The following is a 22,431-nucleotide window of genomic DNA, read 5'->3' as shown; positions in this document are numbered from 1 at the left end:
TCTTGCTGTGACTTTGCGCTTAGTGTACCAGAAAGGCCGCGCCCGCCTGCAACTCGAATTATTTAGGGTATAATGGCGCCGTTTTAATAAGCAAAGAGGCCAGAGTGGAACAGGATCTCGCACAAATCGAGCAGTTTCTTGATGCCTTATGGCTGGAGCGGAATCTGGCGGAGAACACGCTAAGCGCCTACCGCCGGGACCTGACGATGGTGGTCGAATGGCTGCATCATCGTGGCCTGTCGCTTGCCAGCGTCAGCGGCGAAGATCTCCAGTCGCTGCTGGCGGAGCGGCAAACCGGCGGCTATAAAGCCACCAGCACCGCGCGCCTGTTAAGCGCCGTGCGCCGTTTCTTCCAGCATCTTTACCGGGAGAAAATTCGCCCGGACGATCCCAGCGCGCTGCTGGCCTCGCCAAAGCTGCCGCAGAGGCTGCCGAAGGATCTGAGCGAGGCGCAGGTGGAACGCCTGCTCCAGGCGCCGCTGGTTGAACAACCGCTGGAGCTGCGCGATAAAGCGATGCTGGAAGTGCTGTATGCCACCGGTCTGCGCGTTTCCGAGCTGGTGGGCCTGACCATGAGCGACATTAGCCTGCGACAGGGCGTGCTGCGCGTGATTGGTAAAGGAAATAAAGAACGTCTGGTACCGCTGGGTGAAGAGGCGGTGCTGTGGGTTGAGAATTACCTTGAATACGGGCGCCCCTGGCTGCTGAACGGCGTGGCGTCCGATGTGCTTTTTCCCAGCCAGCGCGCGCAGCAGATGACGCGCCAGACGTTCTGGCATCGAATTAAGCACTATGCCGTACTGGCGGGGATTGACAGCGAAAAGCTCTCCCCGCACGTGTTACGCCATGCGTTCGCGACGCATTTACTTAACCATGGCGCCGACTTACGCGTGGTGCAGATGCTGTTAGGACACAGCGATCTCTCCACGACGCAGATCTACACCCACGTGGCGACCGAGCGTCTGCGACAACTCCATCAACAGCATCACCCGCGTGCGTGAGTGCTGAAAAAAAGGACTGAGTATGAAAAAAGGTTTACTGATGTTCACTCTGCTGGCGACCACCTTATCCGGTGCGGCGCATGCCGATAGCGCGGCGATCAAACACCTGCTGGCGAAGCTGGGCGTGCAGAGTTCGGACGTGCAACCTTCGCCGATCAAAGGCATCAGCACCGTATTGACGGACAGCGGCGTGATATACGTTACCGATGACGGTAAGCACATTATCCAGGGGCCGATGTACGACGTCAGCGGCGCGCAGCCGGTAAACGTCACCAATACGCTGCTGGCCGGTAAGCTGAACGCGCTGGAAAAAGAGATGATCGTCTATAAAGCGCCGCAGGAAAAACACGTCATCACCGTCTTCACCGATATTACCTGTGGTTATTGCCATAAATTGCATGAGCAGATGAGCGACTATAACGCGCTGGGTATTACCGTGCGCTATCTGGCCTTCCCGCGCCAGGGGCTGCAAAGCGAAGCCGAGCAGAATATGAAGGCTATCTGGTGCGCTAAAGATCGTAACAAAGCGCTGGATGACGCGATGAGCGGTAAGGGCGTGCAGCCGGCCAGCTGCGATGTTGATATCGCTAAACACTACATGCTGGGCGTGCAGCTTGGCGTTAACGGCACGCCGGCGATGGTGCTGAGCGACGGCACGCTGATGCCCGGCTATCGCGATCCTAAAGACCTGAAAGCGCTCCTTGATGAGCATCAAAAACAGACAAGCGGTAACTGATTCGCGTGAAACAACAGATACAACTACGCCGCCGCGAGGCGGCTGACGGCGTCGATTTACCTGCCGATCTCCCACCGCTGCTGCAGCGGCTGTACGCCAGCCGCGGCGTGCGTAACGCGCAGGAGCTGGAGCGCGGCGTGAAAGGCATGCTGCCGTGGTCGCAGCTGACCGGCGTCGAAAAAGCGGTAGAGATGCTCTACGGCGCATTTCAGCAGGGGCTGCATATTGTGGTGGTCGGCGATTTTGACGCCGACGGCGCCACCAGCACCGCGCTGAGCGTTCTGGCCCTGCGGGCGCTGGGCTACGGCAACGTCTCGTACCTGGTACCAAACCGTTTTGAAGATGGCTACGGCCTGAGCCCGGAAGTGGTCGATCAGGCTCACGCCCGCGGCGCGCAGATGATTATGACCGTGGATAACGGTATTTCTTCGCACGCTGGCGTCGATCGCGCCCATGCGCTGGGTATTCCGGTGCTGGTGACCGATCACCACCTGCCGGGGGATTCGCTGCCCGCGGCGGAAGCGATTATTAACCCGAACCTGCGCGACTGTGAGTTTCCGTCGAAATCGCTGGCCGGGGTGGGCGTGGCCTTTTATCTGATGCTGGCGCTGCGCACTTTTCTGCGCGATAAAGGCTGGTTTGAGGAACGCGGCATTGCGCCGCCGAATCTGGCTGACCTCCTCGACCTGGTGGCGCTCGGCACCGTGGCGGACGTCGTACCGCTGGATGCCAACAACCGTATTCTGACCTGGCAGGGGCTGAGCCGCATCCGGGCGGGGAAATGCCGTCCGGGCATTAAGGCGCTGCTGGAGATCGCCAACCGCGACCCGCAAAAGCTGGCGGCAAGCGATCTCGGCTTCGCGCTCGGTCCGCGGCTTAACGCGGCTGGGCGGCTGGACGATATGTCCGTCGGCGTGGCGCTGCTGCTGTGCGACAACACCGGCGAAGCGCGGGTGCTGGCCAATGAGCTGGACGCGTTGAACCAGACGCGCAAAGAGATAGAGCAGGGGATGCAGGCGGAAGCCCTGACCCTGTGTGAGAAGCTGGAGCGCAGCGGTGAGACGCTGCCCGGCGGCCTGGCGATGTACCATCCGCAGTGGCACCAGGGCGTCGTTGGCATTCTGGCCTCGCGTATCAAAGAGCGTTTCCATCGTCCGGTTATCGCCTTTGCGCCCACCGGCGACGGTACGCTCAAAGGCTCAGGTCGGTCGATTCAGGGGCTGCATATGCGCGATGCGCTGGAGCGTCTGGATACGCTCTATCCCGGGCTGATTCTGAAGTTTGGCGGCCATGCCATGGCGGCGGGGCTATCGCTGGAAGAGGCGCGCTTTGAAGAGTTCCAGCAGCGCTTCGGCGAGCTGGTGACCGAGTGGCTCGATCCTGCGCTGCTGCAGGGGGAAGTGGTCTCCGACGGTCCGCTGGCGGCGGCAGAGATGAGCATGGAGGTCGCGCAGATGCTGCGCGACGCCGGACCGTGGGGGCAGATGTTCCCGGAGCCGCTGTTTGACGGCCGTTTCCGTCTGCTACAGCAGCGCCTGGTCGGCGAGCGTCATCTGAAGGTGATGGTTGAGCCGGTCGGCGGCGGCCCGCTGCTGGACGGTATCGCGTTCAATGTTGATACTTCCCTTTGGCCGGATAACGGCGTTCGCGAAGTTCAGCTTGCCTATAAGCTTGATATCAATGAGTTCCGCGGCAACCGCAGCCTGCAGCTGATCATTGACCACCTCTGGCCAAATTGAGAACAGTATATTAATGAGGGCGCGAATCCGGTAGAATTCCGCTCTTATCACCGCATTTTGACGAATCCATTAAAAGAAACCGACCATGTTTGAAATAAATCCGGTAAAAAACCGTATTCAGGACCTCACGGAGCGCTCGGACGTTCTTAGGGGGTATCTTTGACTACGATGCTAAGAAAGAGCGTCTCGAAGAAGTAAACGCCGAGCTGGAGCAGCCTGACGTCTGGAACGAACCAGAGCGCGCGCAGGCGCTGGGTAAAGAGCGTTCCTCGCTGGAAGCCATCGTTGATACGCTGGATCAGATGTCTCAGGGGCTGGAGGACGTTTCCGGCCTGCTGGAGCTGGCCGTTGAAGCCGAAGACGAAGAGACCTTCAACGAAGCCGTCGCCGAGCTCGATGTGCTGGAAGAGAAGCTGGCGCAGCTGGAATTCCGCCGGATGTTCTCCGGTGAATACGACAGCGCCGATTGCTACCTCGATATCCAGGCCGGTTCCGGCGGAACGGAAGCGCAGGACTGGGCCAGCATGCTGATGCGCATGTATCTGCGCTGGGCCGAAGCGCGCGGCTTCAAGACCGAGATCATCGAAGAGTCTGAAGGCGAAGTGGCGGGCATTAAGTCCGTGACCATCAAGATTATCGGCGACTACGCCTACGGCTGGCTGCGTACCGAAACCGGCGTTCATCGCCTGGTGCGTAAGAGCCCGTTCGATTCCGGCGGCCGCCGCCACACCTCTTTCAGCTCCGCGTTCGTTTATCCGGAAGTGGATGACGATATTGATATCGACATCAACCCGGCGGATCTGCGCATTGACGTTTATCGCGCATCCGGCGCGGGCGGTCAGCACGTTAACCGTACGGAATCCGCGGTGCGTATTACCCACATTCCGACCGGCTTAGTGACCCAGTGCCAGAACGACCGTTCACAGCACAAGAACAAAGACCAGGCCATGAAGCAGATGAAAGCGAAGCTTTATGAGCTGGAAATGCAGAAGAAAAATGCCGAGAAGCAGGCGATGGAAGATACCAAATCCGACATCGGCTGGGGCAGCCAGATCCGTTCTTACGTGCTGGATGACTCCCGCATTAAAGATCTGCGCACCGGGGTGGAAACCCGCAACACTCAGGCGGTGCTGGACGGCAGCCTGGATCAATTTATCGAAGCAAGTTTGAAAGCAGGGTTATGAGGAACCAACATGTCTGAACAACAAGCACAGGGCGCTGACGCGGCAATTGACCTTAATAATGAACTGAAAGCCCGTCGTGAGAAGCTGGCCGCGCTGCGTGAGCAGGGTATCCCGTTCCCGAATGATTTCCGTCGTGACCACACCTCAGACCTTCTGCACGCTGACTTCGATGGCAAAGAAAACGAAGAGCTGGAAGCGCTGAACGTTGAAGTCGCCGTCGCTGGCCGCATGATGACCCGTCGTATCATGGGTAAAGCCTCCTTCGTTACGCTGCAGGACGTTGGCGGCCGCATTCAGCTGTACGTCGCCCGCGACGATCTGGCGGAAGGCGTCTATAACGAGCAGTTCAAAAAGTGGGACCTCGGCGATATCATCGCGGCGCGCGGTAAGCTGTTCAAAACCAAGACCGGCGAGCTCTCTATTCACTGCACCGAGCTGCGTCTGCTGACCAAAGCCCTGCGCCCGCTGCCGGACAAATTCCACGGCCTGCAGGATCAGGAAGCGCGCTATCGTCAGCGCTACCTGGACCTGATCTCCAACGATGAATCGCGCAACACCTTTAAAGTGCGTTCGCAGATCCTGGCCGGCATTCGCCAGTTCATGGTCGGCCGCGGCTTTATGGAAGTTGAAACCCCGATGATGCAGGTGATCCCCGGCGGCGCGTCCGCGCGTCCGTTCATCACCCATCACAACGCGCTGGATCTGGACATGTACCTGCGTATCGCGCCGGAACTGTACCTGAAGCGTCTGGTGGTTGGCGGCTTTGAGCGCGTGTTCGAAATCAACCGTAACTTCCGTAACGAAGGTATCTCCGTTCGCCACAACCCTGAGTTCACCATGATGGAACTCTATATGGCGTATGCGGATTACAAAGATCTGATTGAGCTGACCGAATCCCTGTTCCGCACTCTGGCGCAGGACGTTCTCGGCCATACTGAAGTGCCTTACGGCGATCAGACTTTTGATTTCGGCAAGCCGTTTGAAAAGCTGACCATGCGCGAAGCGATCAAGAAGTATCGTCCGGAAACCGAGATGGCCGATCTGGATAACTTCGATTCTGCAAAAGCCATTGCGGAAAGCATCGGTATCCACGTTGAGAAGAGCTGGGGTCTGGGCCGCATCGTGACCGAGATCTTCGAAGAAGTGGCGGAAGCGCACCTGATTCAGCCGACCTTCATTACCGAATATCCGGCAGAAGTCTCTCCGCTGGCGCGTCGTAACGACGAGAACCCGGAAATCACCGACCGCTTTGAATTCTTCATCGGCGGGCGTGAAATCGGTAACGGCTTTAGCGAGCTGAACGATGCGGAAGACCAGGCGCAGCGTTTCCTCGATCAGGTTAACGCGAAAGCCGCCGGTGACGACGAAGCGATGTTCTATGACGAAGACTACGTTACCGCGCTGGAGCACGGCCTGCCGCCGACCGCGGGCCTGGGTATCGGTATCGACCGTATGGTGATGCTGTTTACCAACAGCCACACCATCCGCGACGTGATCCTGTTCCCGGCGATGCGTCCGGTAAAATAAGTTCTGAACCCTGAATCATTCGAGTTGCATGAAAGCCAACGCACATGCAACCTGAAGTATGGCGGGTAGACTGTAATAAACCAAACCCCAGCAGGCTGGGGTTTTTTATGCCTGGCGGCTAAAGCTTATTAAGGCATTACGCGCATTATCATCCGCAGCCTGCATGACCATCCACGGGCTAAAAGCCCAGGGCGTCGCGCGAATTGCGCTTAACACATCCGCAAGATTGCTCCACTGAAAATCCATCACTTCGTCAGGATTTATCCGTAACGCGCTGGCTACTCGTGCCGCATAGACCGGGCAGACCTCGTTTTCGACAATGCCATTCGGAGCAACGGCCCGATAGCGGAATCCCGGGAAGACCGGGGCGATGCGGGTAATCTCAACGCCGAGCTCAAAGCGGCAGCGGCGCTCAACGGCCTGTTCGAAGGTTTCGCCGGTTTGCGGATGCCCGCAGACTGAATTCGTCCATACGCCTGGCCAGGCTTTTTTGCCCAGCGAACGGCGCGTGACCAGCAGCTGACCTTGTTCATTGAACAGCCAGCAGGAAAACGCGAGATGCAAAGGGGTATCGAGGGTGTGGGCGGCATACTTCTCCAGCATACCTGTAGGCTTATCTTGCTCGTCCAGCAAAATGACATGTTCCCCGGCCATGACAACTCCTGAAATAAAAAATGACCCGGCACAAACCCGCCGGGTCATGTACTCAGGCCACTAGGGTAGCCCATAAATGGGACAAAGGCATTACCAAAACATGTTGGCCTCCGGGAGAGCGTGATATTGCAGAGGTGCCGGCAGGGGGCTAATTGAATCACGAGCGGCTTAACCTGGACGCACCGCGACTGCCGGGAGAGTGAAGATGTTCAGCCGTTTAGCAGGCCTTTAATACTTCTGTATGACGGGTAGCGATTGGGGAATGCCTTAGGGACTGGTATGATAATCGCCCCTGGTTTTGAGGTGAATGTTTGTGTTAAGCGCAGGACGCCTGATGAGAAAACGCTTTGTTATCGCAATAATGTTGCTGAGCAGCCTGATCGTCGCGGGGTGTTCCAGCTCATCCGATTCCGGTTCCACCTATACCGTGAAGCGCGGCGATACGCTGTACGCTATTTCACGCTCCACTGGCACCAGCGTCAGGGATCTCGCCCGTCTCAATAATATTTCACCTCCTTATACCATCGAAGTCGGGCAAAAGCTGAAGCTGAACAGCGGTTCCGGGACCACGGCGAAGGCGGGGGCATCCGGCAAGACATCGTCAGCGAAACGTACCGCCGCCGTGACGCCATCTTCGGCGGTGCCGCAATCCTCCTGGCCACCGGTCGGGCAACGCTGCTGGCGCTGGCCAACCAGCGGTAAAGTAGTGCTGCCATACTCCACCAGCGATGGCGGCAATAAAGGTATCGATATCGCCGGTAAGCGCGGCCAGCCGGTGTATGCGGCAGGGGCGGGCAAAGTGGTCTACGTGGGCAACCAGCTGCGCGGCTACGGCAACCTGATTATGATTAAGCATAATGAGGACTATATCAGCGCCTACGCGCACAACGACAAGCTAATGGTGAATAACGGCCAGAGCGTGAAGATTGGCCAGCAGATTGCTACCATGGGCAGCTCGGACGCGGATTCCGTGCGCCTGCACTTCCAGATTCGCTACCGGGCGACGGCGATCGACCCGCTGCGCTATTTGCCGCCGCAGGGCAGTAAGCCTAGGTGCTAAAAGGTTATTTTATCGGCATTTAGCCTGGTTTGGGCTTGTCAGCGGGTGCGTAAGGTCTATAATGGCCCTCGCACCTCTTCGCGGGCGTAGTTCAATGGTAGAACGAGAGCTTCCCAAGCTCTATACGAGGGTTCGATTCCCTTCGCCCGCTCCAGACTTCTGAACTCTTTTCTTCCCCTATAAATTGATCTGGTTAACCCGCCAGGCATACTTGTCTCTTTTTTTGTTACTTAATATATGTGATTTTTCATATGTGTTGTTGAACTTATATCTCTGTAGAGTATCCTGTCCGTCGACGATTGGGAGGAATGATGTCATTAACACCCTTACAGCTTTTCAAAAATCTGTCCGATGAAACCCGTCTGGGTATTGTGCTACTGCTTAAAGAGATGGGGGAGCTTTGCGTGTGCGATCTCTGCACGGCGTTGGATCAGTCGCAGCCTAAGATCTCCCGTCACCTGGCTATGCTGCGGGAAAGCGGATTGTTGCTGGATCGCAAGCAGGGTAAGTGGGTACACTATCGCTTATCACCGCATATGCCTGCATGGGCGGCACAGGTAATAAAGCAGGCCTGGTTAAGCCAGCAGGAGATCGTACAGGCCATCGCCCGCAAGCTGGCATCAGCAAACTGTTCTGGAAGCGGTAAAGCGTTCTGCCTTTAAAAATTTGCCGTAACATATATGTTTTTTCGAATGTGATTTTCAGGGAGGGGGTATGCTACTGGCAGGTGCTATTTTTGTCCTGACCATTGTTCTGGTTATCTGGCAGCCGAAGGGGTTAGGCATCGGCTGGAGTGCGACGCTGGGCGCGGTACTGGCTTTGATTGCTGGCGTCGTACATGTAGGTGATATTCCGGTGGTGTGGAATATTGTCTGGAACGCGACGGCGACCTTTATTGCGGTGATTATTATCAGCCTGCTGCTCGATGAGTCCGGCTTTTTTGAATGGGCTGCGCTGCACGTATCTCGTTGGGGAAACGGTCGTGGCCGTTTGCTGTTTACGTATATCGTTCTGCTCGGCGCGGCGGTGGCGGCGTTGTTTGCCAACGATGGTGCGGCATTAATATTGACGCCCATCGTGATTGCCATGCTGCTGGCACTAGGATTCAGCAAGAGTACGACGCTGGCCTTCGTGATGGCTGCCGGGTTTATTGCCGATACTGCCAGCCTGCCGCTTATTGTGTCGAATCTGGTGAATATCGTCTCGGCGGATTTCTTTGGGCTGGGATTCACCGAATATGCGTCGGTAATGGTGCCGGTCGATATTGCCGCCATTGGCGCCACGCTAGTGATGCTGCACCTGTTCTTTCGCAAAGATATTCCGCCGGCCTACGATCTGGTCCTGCTTAAATCACCGGCAAACGCAATTAAAGATCCGGCTACGTTCCGCACCGGCTGGATAGTATTGATTCTGCTGCTGGTAGGTTTCTTCGTCCTCGAGCCGCCTGGCATTCCGGTCAGCGCGATTGCCGCGGTAGGGGCGGTAATACTGTTTACCGTGGCGAAACGAGGCCATGCCATTAACACCGGCAAAGTGTTACGCGGTGCGCCCTGGCAGATCGTGATTTTCTCGCTGGGAATGTATCTGGTGGTATATGGTCTGCGCAACGCCGGGCTAACCGAATACCTTTCAGGGGTGCTGAACGTGCTGGCGGATAAAGGACTCTGGGCCGCGACGCTGGGTACTGGCTTCCTGATGGCTTTCCTGTCTTCCATCATGAACAACATGCCTTCCGTGCTGGTTGGTGCGCTCTCTATTGATGGAAGCACCGCAACCGGCGTTATTAAAGAGGCGATGATCTACGCTAACGTAATTGGCTGCGATCTGGGCCCGAAAATTACACCAATCGGTAGCCTGGCAACGCTGCTCTGGCTGCACGTACTTTCACAGAAGAATATGACCATCACCTGGGGCTACTATTTCCGCACCGGGATCGTCATGACTCTGCCTGTGCTGTTTGTAACGCTGGCCGCGCTGGCGCTACGTCTCTCTTTCACTTTGTCATGAGATACTGCTATCTATGAGCAACGTCACCATTTATCACAATCCGGCCTGCGGCACCTCGCGTAATACGCTGGAGTTGATCCGCAATAGCGGTACTGAACCCACCGTTATTCATTACCTTGAAAATCCACCGTCACGCGATGAGCTGGTCAAACTCATTGCCGATATGGGGATCGCGGTGCGGGCGCTGCTGCGTAAAAATGTTGAGCCTTATGAAGAGCTGGGGCTGGCGGAAGATAAATTTACCGATGACCAGTTAATCGACCTTATGCTGCAGCATCCGATCCTGATTAACCGCCCGATTGTGGTGACAGCGTTGGGAACGCGTCTGTGCCGTCCTTCTGAAGTTGTTCTGGAAATTCTTCCCGATGCTCAGCAAGGAGCTTTCGCTAAGGAAGATGGCGAGAAAGTGGTGGATGACGCGGGTAAACGGCTGAAATAAAAAAATCCGGGGCGATCTCATTCTTTATGAACATTGCCGTGGAGGTGACGATTATCTGTTGATGCCTCCTGATGCCGCTTACGCAGTTCCAGCAGCCGGGAAACCAGTATTACCACGGCGATACCGGCCATCAGCGCCGCGCAGTGGAAGGCGATTCTGCCTCCGGCATGGAAGTAGATCCAACGGGTTGCCTCAATGGAAGTGGCAAACGTGCTCAGGGCCAGAATATTCAGCGTGGCGGACACGGTACCTTTTGGCAGATGATGGGAAAAGAGCGTGAAGCGGAACAGCACCGGGTAGAGTAGCCCAATCCCCAGCGCATAAATGCTGGTACCCAGCACCGACCAGAACCAGACATGCGGCCACAGAAGATTACCGACCAGCAGGATCAGCAGGCCGGTCAGCTGTATCGGAACGGTACGCCAGATAAAGCGCGGTGAAGTTGGGTTTTTTACCACGTTCGCCACGATCGCGCTGGCGATAATCAGCCCACTGAACACCGGCACCTGAGTCCAGGCATATGCCGCAGGAGACAGGCCGCCGTGTTCAATCAGAATCACCGGAGAGAGCGCCACCCAGGTGATCATCGGCACGTTGCCAAAGGCCACCGCCAGCGAACCGGTCAGCACCACGGGATGACGAAACGCCGCGATGAAATCAGCCAGCACTTCCCCCGGTTTAAATCCCCGTCCCTGAGAGATAACGGTTTCCGGCATCTTAAAAAGCAGCAGGGCCCAGGCCACCAGGCCCAGCGCGCCAATAATGGCAAACAGCAGTTTCCAGTGCATCACCGTCATTAGCGCCGCGCCCGCCAGCGGTCCGATAACTGGCGCAAGCAGGACGATAGAGGTTAGCGCAGCCATGATTCTGATCGAATCGGTTTCCCCAAACGCTTCCTGAATCGACACATAGCCCACGGTTGAGATAAAGCAGATGCTTGTTCCCTGGATAAAACGGGCGACGAAGTATTGCGCGATCGAAGCGACAAACAGCATGCTCAGGCAGGAGAGAGCAAAAATCAGGGCACCGGTGAGCAGAACGGGGCGGCGGCCGATACGATCTGACAGAGGGCCCAGCAGCCACTGCAGCGCCAGGCCTCCAGCCATATACAGGCTGACCGATGCCGGAGCAAGGGTGACATCAGCCTGAAGCTCGTTGATGATATGAATAATGCCTGGCTGAATAAGATCCGTGGTCAGGTAAGCCGAAAAATCATAAATAATCATCGCCAGCGGAAACAACATGACGCTGCCGTACTGGATTAAACGCCGTGGCGGGGTATTCATGCGGGCTCCGGGGAATCTGCCATCCTGCATCTTAGTATCTGTAAACCAACTCAACCGACCCTAAACGGAGATAAAATAAGCATGTTGTTTGTGTGGTTTTTTGGGCCTTATACCACGTGCGCGCATCAGCGCTGGACGTGAGGCGATCGGCGCTCTATTGTCATCAACGTCCGGAAGTTGTCATTCATTAAAGGTTCTTGAATAACGGGATATCTATGTTACTGATCTTTGGCGGCCTGCCCGGTACCGGGAAATCAACCATTGCTCGCCTGCTGGCCGCCAGGCTGGGGGCCGTCTGGTTACGGATTGATTCAATTGAACAGGCGCTGATCCGCGCCGAAACCGTCACCCTGCACGATATAGGACCGGCCGGATATCTGGCGGCGTACGCCATTGCCGCGGATAACCTCAGGCTGGGCAACGTGGTGATTGCCGACTCAGTTAACCCTATAGCCATTACCCGCCAGGCCTGGAGAGCGGTCGCGAACGAGAATGCCGCGCCTTATCTGGAGATAGAAGTGATCTGCTCCGACCAAATGCAGCATCGGTATCGCGTGGAAAACCGCGCAGCGGACATTCGCGGCCATATCCTGCCGGACTGGCAAAAGGTCATCACCCGTGATTACGAACCCTGGCACACCGCCAGCCTGACTCTGGATACCTCGGTGCTGACCGCAGAAGAGGCGGTAGAGCGGATCGTTGAGCATATTGCGTCACGCGGCCGCCACGCGCCGGTAGGTTCATAGAAGCCGCCGGGCCATCGGCGGCAACAATCTACATAAAGAATTTCACGGCCTGCTGGAGGGTGGTACCGACGCCCCATAACAGCGGCACGCTCACCGCCAGCCAGCTTACGGTTAACAGCAGCGTGGACGGGCGGGGCTCCCACGTGAGCTGGGCATCCTTGTTGATGGTATACAGTCCTTTCGCCTGCTGCTGCTGTTCCGCGGTCATCGCATGCTCTTCCGTCAGCGGACGCACCAGCTGATTACAGATAAAACCCAACACCAGCAGGCCGGTCAGGACCATCAGCGTAATATCGTAGACGCGCTCGGGCGAGACCCCGTGCGTTAGCTGATACTCGCGCAGATAGTTCACCAGAACCGGGCCGCTGATCCCCGCCGCCGACCAGGCGGTTAACAGGCGCCCGTGAATCGCGCCCACCATTTGTGAACCAAAGACGTCGGCCAGATAGGCGGGAATACTGGCAAAGCCTCCGCCGTACATCGAAATGATAATGCACATCGCGCAGACATACAGCGCGATATAGCCGCCGTGATTCACCAGCGGCAATGTGCCGTACAGCACGGCGCCCAGGCAGAAAATGATCGCAAAGGTCATTTTGCGCCCGCACAGGTCGGATACCGATGCCCAGAAAAAACGTCCCAGGATGTTAAACAGGCTGAGCAGGCCGGTAAATCCTGCGGCCATGGTAGCAATGCGTTTCAGCTGCTCGCCGTTCAGCTCATGCCAGCTGAGATCGAGCGACAGCAGTTTGCCGGCAAAGATCTCCTGCAGCATCGGCGAAGCCATACCGAGAATACCGATTCCCGCGGTGACGTTGAGCCACAGCACCATCCACAGCAGCCAGAACTGCGGAGTGCGGCAGGCAACGCGGACGTGCACCTGGATCGTGGGATTATTGCGGATCGTTTTTTGCGCCTTCTCGCCCGAAGGATGCCAGCCCATGGGCGGCAGGCGATAGCCAAAGGTACCGGCGAGCATAAACAGCGCATAAATCGCCGCCAGCGCCAGAATGCTTTGCCATACCCCGTTGCCGGCCGGCCCGGCGAAGTAATTCATCAGACCGTTTGCCAGCGGCGCGCCCACCAGCGCTCCCCCGCCAAAACCCATAATCGCCATCCCGGCCGCCATTCCGCGCTTGTCAGGAAACCAGCGCAGCAGCGTCGAAACCGGTGAAATATAGCCCAGTCCGAGACCGATTCCGCCGATGACCCCGGCCCCCAGCCACAGCAGCCATAGCTGATGGAAATAGATAGCGACGCTGGATAGCAGCAGGCCGCCGCACCAGCACAAGGTGGCAATAAAGCTCACCAGCCGCGGTCCAACCTTCTCAAGCCAGCTGCCCCACAGCGCCGCCGAACAGCCGAGAAAAACAAAAAACAGCGTGTAGGTCCAGCCCAGCATGGAGATTTTCCAGTCGCAATCGCGGGTAAACAGCTGCTGCCAGAACGACATCGTGGCGGGGCATTGCAAGGACGCGCTTCCTCCTATGAGCTGCGACATAGGCAGCCAGTAAACGGAAAATCCATAGGCCATACCTATGCAGAGATGAACCGCCAGCGCGGCCGGTGGCACCAGCCAGCGGTTAAAGCCGGGCCTGGCGATGATACGGGGTTTCGCGAAAAAATCGCGGAGGGGAGAGACCGGTGCGGTCGCGATGTTTTCATTCATTTGCGCCATTTTCCTGTCCTTTTTATCGATATTGGCCGACGAATGCTGCGGTCGGGGAACGTAGATAAAAGGCAAGAACGGTGCCATTTGATTAAATTGTGTACAAAAATGGCGACTGAAGCGAGCAAGCTTCGCCGAACGGCTGAGGCGAAAAGCCCGCCATCGGCGACGGAGGCACCGCCCGCGATAAAATCGCCGGGCGCGCTATTATTTTGATAAACGGCGATCTCAGAGTGATACGCGGTGCCAGGTGGCGAGGGCGCGTACCGGCCTGCTCGCCCGCCGCACGTTAGCTTAAGGTATCAATCCATTCGCTCTGGCGCGGGTTCTGCCGACGATAGCAGTGTACCGACACCGCCAGCTGTGTCAGGTCGGTGAAGACCATCGGATCGAGCTGAATATGCTTTTTAATCTGCTGCAGCCGGTAGGTGAGCGTATTGCGATGAATCCCCAACAGCAGCGACGTTTTTCCCGGCTCGGCGTTATTGGCAATAAAGCTGCTCAGGGTATCCAGCAGCACTTCGCCGGAATCATGCTCAAGCAGCTGGCGTACGTTATTGATAAAAAAATTGACCATATAGCTGTCTTCCAGCACCCGGAACAGGCAGAGCATCGCCATTTCGCGAAAGTAGTAGATCTGCCGCTGCGGCTGCACTTTGCTCCCCACCTCAATCACCGAACGGGCGAATCGGATGGCCTCGCGAATATCCGGAGCGCTGTCCGCCTGCACGCCAATGCCGATATGGTAATGGCTGATCTGATTGCTGAGGACAAACTCGATGCCCCGCAGCAGCGTTTCCTGGGGTTCGCTCAGCGTATTGAGGAGCAATATTTCATTGCTGCCCAGCAAAATAACGTCTCTTACCCCGGCCAGCTGCGAGAATTCCCGCAGCAGCGTACTCAGTATTTCGCTTAGCTGGTGCTGTTCGACCTGGACGGTTACCACGACCGGCACCAGCGGCGCATCAAAAGCGAAGCCAAGCTCCACCAGGCGATGAAGCGCTTCCTGTCCGGCGGGCGAAGCGCCTTGATCAAGATATTGACCAAACAGGGTATCGCGCAGACGCTGTCGCCAGTTGGTTTCCCGCATCTCTATGGCCTGGCGGACCAGCAGCTCGGCGGTGAGTACCGCCAGTTCAGCATAGCGGCTGATCGCCGCGGGATCGCCGCTGATGCCCACCACCATCACCACGCGATCGTCATAGATAATGGGATGATTAATACCGGGATGCACATTCTGAAAACGCGCGGCTTCCGCGGTGTTATTAATACAAATGCGTTTACCGGTGCGTATCACCTCACGGGCGATCTCATGCTGCTCGCCGATACGATGCCGTTCACCTGAGGCAATGATCTGTCCATGATGGTCAATCACGTTCACGTTATGATGAATTATCGCCATTGCCCGGGCGACAATTTCATTAGCCAGCGCCGTCGTAATAATCATACAGTTATCCGCTTATGTGCCTCTCCGCGCCGCCCGCTCAGAAAGGTTCGTAGAACATTCTCCGCTGCGTCGGCGAGGAGCTGTTCGCATGTGTTCATCGACTCCGCCAGCGGCATAGGGCGCTGGCAGATAGACCACATCGCGTCAATATGGTGTTGATACAATTGCCGACTGCTTTCATCGCGTCCGCCGCAAAGGGCCACAACCGGTACGCCGTGGCGCGCCGCTTTGCCCGCCACGCCCACCGGGGCTTTACCAAAGGCGCTCTGACGATCGAGCCAGCCTTCCCCGACGATGGTCAGTGCGGCATCGCTAAGATGACGGTCGGCGTTAAGCAGTTCGAGCACCAGGTCAATGCCCGGGCGCAGCGTGGCGCCCGCATAGGCGATCAGCGCGGCCCCCATACCGCCCGCGGCCCCGGCGCCGGGCCGTTCGCTGACGTCGTAGCCGAGCGTTTGCGTAAGCTGCCGACTGTAGTGCGCCATACCCGCCTCCAGCTCCCTGAGCGCCGCCTCATCCGCGCCTTTCTGCGCGCCATACACCCAGGTGGCGCCATCTTCCCCAAGCAGAGGATTTGTGACGTCGCAGGAGGCCTGTATTTCGGCCTGTCGTAAGCGCGGGTCCATGGCGCTTAAATCGATGCGCTGAATATGCGCTAGGTCCTTGCCCGCCGCGGGAACCGGCAGCAGCGTGCCGTCCTCGCGCCAGAAGCGGGCGCCAAGCGCCTGGGCAAAACCGATGCCGCCATCGTTGGTCGCGCTGCCGCCCAGCCCGATAATCAAACGCCGACACCCGGCATCCAGCGCCGCTTTTACCTGCTCACCCAGGCCAAAGCTGCTGGCCTGGCGCACATCCCGCTGCGCTTTCGGCGTGAGCTCCAGCCCACAGCTTTGCGCCATCTCGATAATGGCCCGTTCGCCGGGCAGGATCAGAAACGCGGCCTGTACGGAGAGACCGTAAGGCGAGGCGCAACGCTGCTGCTGCCACCTCGCGCCCTTCAGCTGCGGACTTTCCGCAAGGGCCGAGAGCAGCCCCTCTCCGCCGTCCGACACGGGCATTTCGACCAGCTCCAGCTCCTCGTCAACCCGGCGCAACCCCTGTGCTACCGCTGCGCAAGCGGCCTGCGCGCTACAGCTACCCTTAAACGAATCCAGCGCGATAACAATCTTCATGCGTTCTCCTGCGTTAATGCGCTTTGCGCGGCGTTTTATCGGTGGTCATGAGCTGCAATAACATCCCCAGCAGCGCGCATCCCGCCATGGTAAAGAAGGCGTAGATATAACCCGCCGGATTTTCCCATCCCCCACCGAACTGGATGAGCCAGCCCATAAGCAATGGCGAAATGCCGCCGCCGATAAACATCGCCGTGGTGATAATGCCGTTGGCGGTAGAGGTGGCGCGTTCTTCGGCGGAGTCCGAAGCCATGGCGTAGTAGATAGGCCACACGGCGTTGGCCACCAGGCCAAAAAATAGCTGAATGGCGATAAGGCGCGGCATATTGGTGGCGAAATAGAACAGCGCAATGCCGATACTCATCCACAGACCGCAGACGATCAGAGTACGTTTACGGCCAAAGCTATCGGACAGCCAGGGCCAAATTATCTGGCCCAGGGTACCGGTAAGCGTGAAGATAATACTTAGCCCGGCGGATGCCGCCAGCGACAGGCCGGAGACGTGATAAAGGTACGGCGGCAGCACAACGTTAATGCCCATATAGACAATTTGCGTCAGCAGGGTATTGCCCGCCGTTAGCGAAATATTGCGGTTGCGCAGGGTGCGTAAAAAGGTCTTCATCCCTTCGCCTTTGGCAACATGGCTGCTTTCCTGGGTCGCCGGGCGAGTCATCCCCTGGCTATCGATATGCAGATAAAGCGTGTTGATGCGATCGGCGGTGGAATATTTCGCCCAGAAAATCATCAGCGGGATGGCGACGATCAGCGCCAGCAGGAAGCAGTAGCGCCAGCTGCCTTCGCCAAATGCGGAAAGCACCAGACTTGCCACCACGCCGCTCAGCAGCGCGCCAATCGGATAGCCGGTATGATGCACCCCCAGCGCGAAGCCGCGTTTCTCTTTCGGCCACCACTCTGCGGTGTTGCTGACGCCGACGGGCTCGCCCCAGCCGGCCCCGAGGTTGACGCCAACGCGCAGCAGCACAAAAGCCGTCAGCCCGTGGCTGATCGCTTTAATTCCGGAAAGAAAAGAGAGGGCGGTATAGCCCAGCACCAGCGGTACCTGAAAGCGCGCTCGCTTCCAGCCTGAACCGTAGCGATCGCTCCAGATGGAGCCGGGGATATCCAGCACCGCAAGGGCAACCATAATCAGGGCGACGACGTTGCCCCACTGTTCCGGCGAGAGCGAAAACTCTTTAGAGATGACCGGGCCAAGGCGCAGGATCATCTCGCGATCGTAGGCGTTAAGCACCCAGATTAGCCAGCAAACCAGCAGCGAAACCCAGGAGAAACGATGTATCAGCCGCTTTTTTCCACCTTGTTCGCCGGCAGGCGTGTGATTGATTGTTGTCATAGTCGTGTTTACTCCGCGGCGTCGCGACAGCATGATGCGCGCCGCCTGGTGTCAGGGTCCGAGTCAGTTCGCCGGGTATTATTGTTATCGCGGCGAGCCGGAGGTTGGCTTAGCCGGCAAAACGCCGTTCCGCTACGCCGGTCACGCCCAGGTCGTATAGGGCGAACAGGCTGCCGCGCAGCTGATTATCTTCCGGGAAGCGCGGGAGGGGCGGCTGCGCCATTGAGGTGACGTACAGCACGTCGAGGTTTTCGCCGCCGAACATGACGCTGGTCACTTTTTTCACCGGCATCTCAATGATGCGATCGACCTTGCCCTCCGGCGTGTAGCGCACCAGCTTGCCCGCGTAGACCAGCGCGTTCCACAGGTAGCCTTCGCTGTCCACGGTGGCGCCATCCGCCGCGCCGCCTTCGCTGCTATCGACACGGCAAAAGACTCGTTCTGCGGAGAGATCGCCGGTCGCGGTGTTGTAGTCCCAGGCGCAGATTTCGCCTGTCCAGGTATCGGCAAAATAGAACGTCTCGCCGGAGGGGCTCCAGCAGGGGGCGTTAGAGACGATGATATTTTTCTTCAGCACGTGCAGTGACAGATCGGCGTCCAGGCGATATAGCGCGCCGCTCGGCTCCTCTTCACGCATATCCATCGATCCAAACAGAAAACGTCCCTGACGATCGACTTTGCCGTCGTTGAGCCGGTTAAAGGGTCGGTCCGCTTCCGGATGGTGCAGTAGCGTCAGCTCACCGCTGGCGAAGTCGAGCAGATGCACGCCATTCTGTAGCGCCACCACCGCGCCTTCGCCGTTCTGGCGCAGGGCGAACGAGCCAATTTTCTGCCGCACGTCCCAGCTCTTAATCGCGCCGCCCTGCGCGTTACAGGCGAACAGGCGCCCGTCGAGGCTGTCCACCCACCAAAGACGCTGCTGTTCGACATCCCAGACCGGGCTTTCACCGAGTCGAGTTTTTAAATCCAGTAAGACTTCGATGCGCATAAGAACCTCCTGATTACGCTTTTTCGCCGTCGGCTTGTTTTGCCGATGCACTGCCGGGGGATGACGAACTTTTGATGAACACAGACACCAGCGCGCCGACGATCAGTAGCGCGACGGCGAACCATAAGCCGGACGTTGCCGCGCCGGTGCGGTCCTCAAACGCGCCGAGGATAAACGGCCCGAGAAAGCCGCCGCACAGCCCGAGGCAGTTAAGCAGGCCGAAGCTGCCCGCCAGCATATGCCCGCTCATGATCGAGGGGAGCCAGTTAAAGATGATGGATTGCATGGCGAAGAACATGAAGGCGGCCAGCGAGAAGCCAAGCAGCGCCACGCCGTGACCGGCAATTGCGCCAATGGCCATGCCGGTCGCCATGACCAGATATCCAGCCATCAGCATGCTGCGCGAACGCTGCTCCGTCCGGGCGAAACGCGGCAGCAGGATCCCGCCAGCGGCGGCTGCGATCCACGGGATGGCGGTCAGCAGACCGATCTGCAGCGGGGTAAGCTGGCCCCAGCTACCGATGATCCCCGGCAGGAAATAACTCAGGCCGTAAACCGAAAACTGGTGAGTAAAGTAAATCAGCACCAGCAACAAAAACACCCGGGTGGTGAGCGCGCTTTTCAGGGAAAAACGGCTCGGCGTATGGCGCGTCTCCTCGGCTTCTTTCTCCAGTATCGCGTTGATTGCCTGCACGTCGTCGCTGTCCAGCCAGCGGGCGTCAGCCGGTTTATCCGGCAGTCTGCGCCAGACGACGAAAGCCAGCGCTATCGCGGGCAGCCCTTCGATAAAGAACATCCACTGCCAGCCGTGCCAGCCGGACATTCCATCAAGGCTTAATAACAATCCGCCCAGCGGCGCGCCGATAATATTGGCCAGGCAGACTCCCAGCAGGAACAGGCCGGTGGCTTTAGCGCGCTCTTCGCGGCCAAACCAGAGGGTCAGGTAGTAAATAATGCCCGGATAGAGCCCCGCTTCGGCGGCGCCGAGCAAAAGGCGCATCACGTAAAAGGACGTAGGCCCGGTGACAAACGCCATGCCGCAGGAGATGATCCCCCAGGTGATCATGATGCGGGCGATCCAGCGCCGTGCGCCAATCCGGGTTAAAAACAGGTTGCTGGGGATCTCCAGCACCGCGTAGGTGAGAAAAAACAACCCGGCCCCGAGGCCGAATGCGGTTGCGGAAAGGCCGATATCCACCGACATGGTCGCTTTCGCCATGCCAATATTGGTACGATCAATAAAGCTGATGATGTACGCCACGATAAGCAACGGCATCAAATGGCGGTAGATCTTTTTATGGGTGCGCTGTAGCTGCGCCCCGTTTACCGCCTTTTCATTTATTGCGGACATGGTTATTATTTCCCCGTATTCGTGGTCAGAAGCCTTGCCGGGATCGCGTCGATCCCGTTCGTCAGCTCACAGGTTGTCGCCGGGTGCTGACCCGAACGACGCCCGGCCCGAAGCCCCACTTCGGGCCGTCTTTTCCTAAGCGCCTTCGCGCTCGAACAGCATAGAAATCCCCTGGCCGCCGCCAATGCACATGGTGACCAGACCGGTGCGTGCGCCGCTGCGCGCCATTTCATACATCAGTTTGACCGGCAGGATCGCACCGCTGGCGCCCACCGGGTGGCCGAGGGCGATCGCGCCGCCGTTGACGTTAACGCGGGCTGGATCGAGACGCAGATCGTTCATCACCGCCAGCGCCTGGGCGGCGAAGGCCTCATTGAGTTCAATTAAATCGATGGCGTGAACATCCATATTGAGACGGTCCATCAGGCGTCGGGTAGCGGGAGAGGGGCCAAACCCCATAATCTCCGCGCCGCAGCCGGCGACCGCCCAGCCGCGAATCCGCATGCGCGGGGTTAAGCCGCGCTGTTCCGCCTGCTGGCGGGTCATCATCACCAGCGCGGCCGCGCCGTCGTTAATGCCGGAGGAGTTGGCCGCCGTCACCACGCCGTCGGCTTTAAATGCCGGACGCAGCGCGGCGAGCTTTTCGCGCGGGGTGTCGCGCGGGTGTTCATCGGTCGCGAACAGGCGGGTCGCTTTTTTGCCGTCCGGTACCTCAAGGGCCAGAATCTGCTCGCGGAAGCGATCCTCAGCGATCGCCTTCAGCGCCTTCTGCTGGCTCGACCAGGCGAAATCGTCCATCGCTTCGCGAGAGATACCGAAGCGTTGCGCAACGTTTTCCGCCGTGATGCCGTTGTGATAAGGCCCTTCTGGCCAGGTAAGGATGGAGATCAGTCCATCTTCCAGCTCGCCGTGGCCCATGCGATAGCCATCGCGCGCTTTGCGCAGGTAGTAGGGCAACTGAGTCATATTTTCCGTTCCGCAGGCGACGACCACCTCGGCCTGGCCGCTTTGCAGCTGCATCATGCCGTCCGCCAGGGCCTGAAGCCCGGAGCCGCACTGGCGGTTAACCGAATACGCGGTGCTCTCCTGCGGGATCCCCGCCCGCAGCTGGCAGATGCGGGCGATAAAACCGCTTTCGGCGATTTGCCCGACGTTGCCGACGATCGTTTCATCGATATCCTGCGGCGCAAGCCCGGCGCGGGCGATCGCTTCGCGAATAACCGCTGCCCCGAGATCGTGCTGGTGGGTATGCTTAAGACTGCCGTTAAACGTGCCAATAGCGGTACGAACGCCGCTGACAACCACAATATCATTAGCCTGTGTCATCGTTTTTCTCCTTACAGCACCATGCCGCCGCCGACGTTAATCACTTCACCGTTGATATAGCGCGCGCCGTCGGACGCCAGAAACGCCACGCACTCGCCAACGTCTTTCGCCTCCCCGGCGTAGCCCGCAGGGATCTTGTTAATCATGATTTGCCAGACGTTTTCCGGGACGCCGCGCGTCATATCGGTATCGATAAAGCCCGGGCAGATGGCGTTAACCGTGACGCCTTTTTTCGCCAGTTCGCGGCAGGCGGTTTTGGTCATCCCCACCACGCCGGCTTTTGACGCCGAATAGTTGGTTTGTCCGACGTTGCCAAGCCAGCTGGCGGAAGCGATATTGATAATGCGGCCCGCGCCGCGCTCGCGCATGCGGATGGCGGCCTGCTGCATACAGAGAAAAGTGCCCTTCAGATTGACATCGATCACCGTGTCCCAGTCCGCTTCGGAGAGTTTGTGCAGCATGGCGTCGCGGTTGATTCCGGCGTTATTCACCACAATATCCACCGGGCCAAACGCCTCTTCGGCCTGGGAAAACAGCGCTTCGACCTGCGCTTTTTCACCGATATTGCAGTTGATAAACAGCGCCTGTGCGCCCGATTCGCGCAGGGACGCGGCGGCGGCTTCGCCGTGCGCGTCGCGATCGGCGATGATCACTCGCGCGCCTTCCCGCGCAAGCACCTGAGCAATGCCAAAGCCGATACCGCGCGCGGCGCCGGTAACAATGGCGGTTTTACTGGCAAGTTTCATAG

Annotated in this window: 20 protein-coding genes and 1 tRNA gene; 11 read left to right on the top strand and 10 right to left on the bottom strand. The window is 58.2% G+C overall.

Annotated elements, in window-relative coordinates; all coding sequences use genetic code 11:
* Positions 1-104: 104 nt before the first annotated feature.
* The 5 genes from xerD (at position 105) to lysS (ending at position 6,187) form a co-directional block, all read left to right on the top strand.
* Positions 105-1,001, top strand: a complete 897-nt coding sequence (gene xerD, locus ACESQ2_RS26175) for a site-specific tyrosine recombinase XerD (protein ID WP_004105555.1) — start codon at positions 105-107, stop codon at positions 999-1,001.
* 22 nt (positions 1,002-1,023) lie between these two features.
* Positions 1,024-1,737 (top strand): bifunctional protein-disulfide isomerase/oxidoreductase DsbC, encoded by a 714-nt coding sequence (gene dsbC, locus ACESQ2_RS26170; protein WP_103813948.1) that lies wholly within the window; start codon positions 1,024-1,026, stop codon positions 1,735-1,737.
* A 5-nt stretch (positions 1,738-1,742) separates the two neighbouring features.
* A complete protein-coding gene (gene recJ, locus ACESQ2_RS26165; protein ID WP_345911541.1) occupies positions 1,743-3,476 on the top strand; it encodes a single-stranded-DNA-specific exonuclease RecJ in 1,734 nt (577 codons plus the stop codon).
* 85 nt (positions 3,477-3,561) lie between these two features.
* Positions 3,562-4,660 (top strand): peptide chain release factor 2 gene (prfB, locus tag ACESQ2_RS26160; RefSeq protein ID WP_100248296.1). Its coding sequence is split into 2 segments (ribosomal slippage): positions 3,562-3,636 and positions 3,638-4,660, totalling 1,098 coding nucleotides; the frame shifts between segments, so codons are not numbered across the junction.
* 9 nt (positions 4,661-4,669) lie between these two features.
* On the top strand, positions 4,670-6,187 hold the full coding sequence (lysS, locus tag ACESQ2_RS26155; protein ID WP_014226789.1) for a lysine--tRNA ligase: 1,518 nt from the start codon (positions 4,670-4,672) through the stop codon (positions 6,185-6,187).
* 105 nt (positions 6,188-6,292) lie between these two features.
* On the opposite strand, the gene idi is transcribed toward lysS, so the two are convergent.
* Complete coding sequence (idi, locus tag ACESQ2_RS26150) at positions 6,293-6,841, bottom strand: isopentenyl-diphosphate Delta-isomerase (RefSeq protein WP_046876665.1); 549 nt, start codon at positions 6,839-6,841, stop codon at positions 6,293-6,295.
* Positions 6,842-7,175: 334 nt separating this feature from the next.
* Between idi and actS the strand changes: the two genes are divergently transcribed.
* The 5 genes from actS to arsC all read left to right on the top strand — a co-directional run bounded on the left by actS (position 7,176) and on the right by arsC (position 10,347).
* Entirely contained in the window at positions 7,176-7,901 is a 726-nt protein-coding gene (gene actS, locus ACESQ2_RS26145) for an amidase activator ActS (protein WP_224260850.1), read from the top strand.
* Between the two features lie 80 nt (positions 7,902-7,981).
* Positions 7,982-8,055: transfer RNA gene (locus ACESQ2_RS26140), tRNA-Gly, on the top strand.
* 157 nt (positions 8,056-8,212) lie between these two features.
* Positions 8,213-8,563, top strand: coding sequence for a transcriptional regulator (locus ACESQ2_RS26135; RefSeq protein WP_265798067.1), 351 nt, complete (start codon positions 8,213-8,215; stop codon positions 8,561-8,563).
* Positions 8,564-8,615: 52 nt separating this feature from the next.
* Positions 8,616-9,908 (top strand): arsenite efflux transporter membrane subunit ArsB, encoded by a 1,293-nt coding sequence (gene arsB / locus ACESQ2_RS26130; RefSeq protein WP_373171550.1) that lies wholly within the window; start codon positions 8,616-8,618, stop codon positions 9,906-9,908.
* Positions 9,909-9,921: 13 nt separating this feature from the next.
* The gene (arsC, locus tag ACESQ2_RS26125) at positions 9,922-10,347 is read left to right on the top strand and encodes a glutaredoxin-dependent arsenate reductase (protein ID WP_049070438.1); all 426 of its coding nucleotides are present in this window, start codon (positions 9,922-9,924) and stop codon (positions 10,345-10,347) included.
* 17 nt (positions 10,348-10,364) lie between these two features.
* Here the strand turns inward: arsC and ACESQ2_RS26120 are convergent, their stop codons facing one another.
* The gene (locus ACESQ2_RS26120; protein WP_373171549.1) at positions 10,365-11,633 is read right to left on the bottom strand and encodes an MFS transporter; all 1,269 of its coding nucleotides are present in this window, start codon (positions 11,631-11,633) and stop codon (positions 10,365-10,367) included.
* A 215-nt stretch (positions 11,634-11,848) separates the two neighbouring features.
* Between ACESQ2_RS26120 and ACESQ2_RS26115 the strand changes: the two genes are divergently transcribed.
* Positions 11,849-12,379, top strand: a complete 531-nt coding sequence (locus ACESQ2_RS26115; protein WP_049070442.1) for an AAA family ATPase — start codon at positions 11,849-11,851, stop codon at positions 12,377-12,379.
* 28 nt (positions 12,380-12,407) lie between these two features.
* Here the strand turns inward: ACESQ2_RS26115 and ACESQ2_RS26110 are convergent, their stop codons facing one another.
* The 8 genes from ACESQ2_RS26110 to fabG form a co-directional block, all read right to left on the bottom strand.
* Positions 12,408-14,057 carry an OFA family MFS transporter gene (locus ACESQ2_RS26110; protein ID WP_014226731.1) on the bottom strand — a complete coding sequence of 550 codons (1,650 nt, stop codon included), beginning with the start codon at positions 14,055-14,057 and terminating at the stop codon, positions 12,408-12,410.
* Positions 14,058-14,337: 280 nt separating this feature from the next.
* Complete coding sequence (locus tag ACESQ2_RS26105) at positions 14,338-15,495, bottom strand: sugar diacid recognition domain-containing protein (RefSeq protein WP_046876697.1); 1,158 nt, start codon at positions 15,493-15,495, stop codon at positions 14,338-14,340.
* Entirely contained in the window at positions 15,492-16,667 is a 1,176-nt protein-coding gene (locus ACESQ2_RS26100; RefSeq protein WP_014226729.1) for a glycerate kinase, read from the bottom strand. Before ACESQ2_RS26100 ends, ACESQ2_RS26105 begins: the two co-directional genes overlap by 4 nt.
* Before the next feature lie 13 nt (positions 16,668-16,680).
* A complete protein-coding gene (locus ACESQ2_RS26095; protein WP_023321586.1) occupies positions 16,681-18,051 on the bottom strand; it encodes an MFS transporter in 1,371 nt (456 codons plus the stop codon).
* Positions 18,052-18,127: 76 nt separating this feature from the next.
* Entirely contained in the window at positions 18,128-19,006 is an 879-nt protein-coding gene (locus tag ACESQ2_RS26090) for an SMP-30/gluconolactonase/LRE family protein (RefSeq protein ID WP_046876698.1), read from the bottom strand.
* A 13-nt stretch (positions 19,007-19,019) separates the two neighbouring features.
* Positions 19,020-20,357 (bottom strand): MFS transporter, encoded by a 1,338-nt coding sequence (locus ACESQ2_RS26085; protein ID WP_286115491.1) that lies wholly within the window; start codon positions 20,355-20,357, stop codon positions 19,020-19,022.
* A gap of 135 nt (positions 20,358-20,492) precedes the next feature.
* The gene (locus tag ACESQ2_RS26080) at positions 20,493-21,683 is read right to left on the bottom strand and encodes a thiolase family protein (protein WP_014226724.1); all 1,191 of its coding nucleotides are present in this window, start codon (positions 21,681-21,683) and stop codon (positions 20,493-20,495) included.
* Positions 21,684-21,694: 11 nt separating this feature from the next.
* Positions 21,695-22,429 carry a 3-oxoacyl-ACP reductase FabG gene (gene fabG / locus ACESQ2_RS26075; RefSeq protein ID WP_009654978.1) on the bottom strand — a complete coding sequence of 245 codons (735 nt, stop codon included), beginning with the start codon at positions 22,427-22,429 and terminating at the stop codon, positions 21,695-21,697.
* Positions 22,430-22,431: the final 2 nt, after the last annotated feature.

Source organism: Klebsiella sp. Q11 (genome assembly GCF_964241505.1).
Lineage (GTDB): Bacteria > Pseudomonadota > Gammaproteobacteria > Enterobacterales > Enterobacteriaceae > Klebsiella > Klebsiella michiganensis.
Note: the sequence above shows the minus strand (reverse complement) of the source record. Positions and strands in the feature narration are given on the sequence as shown.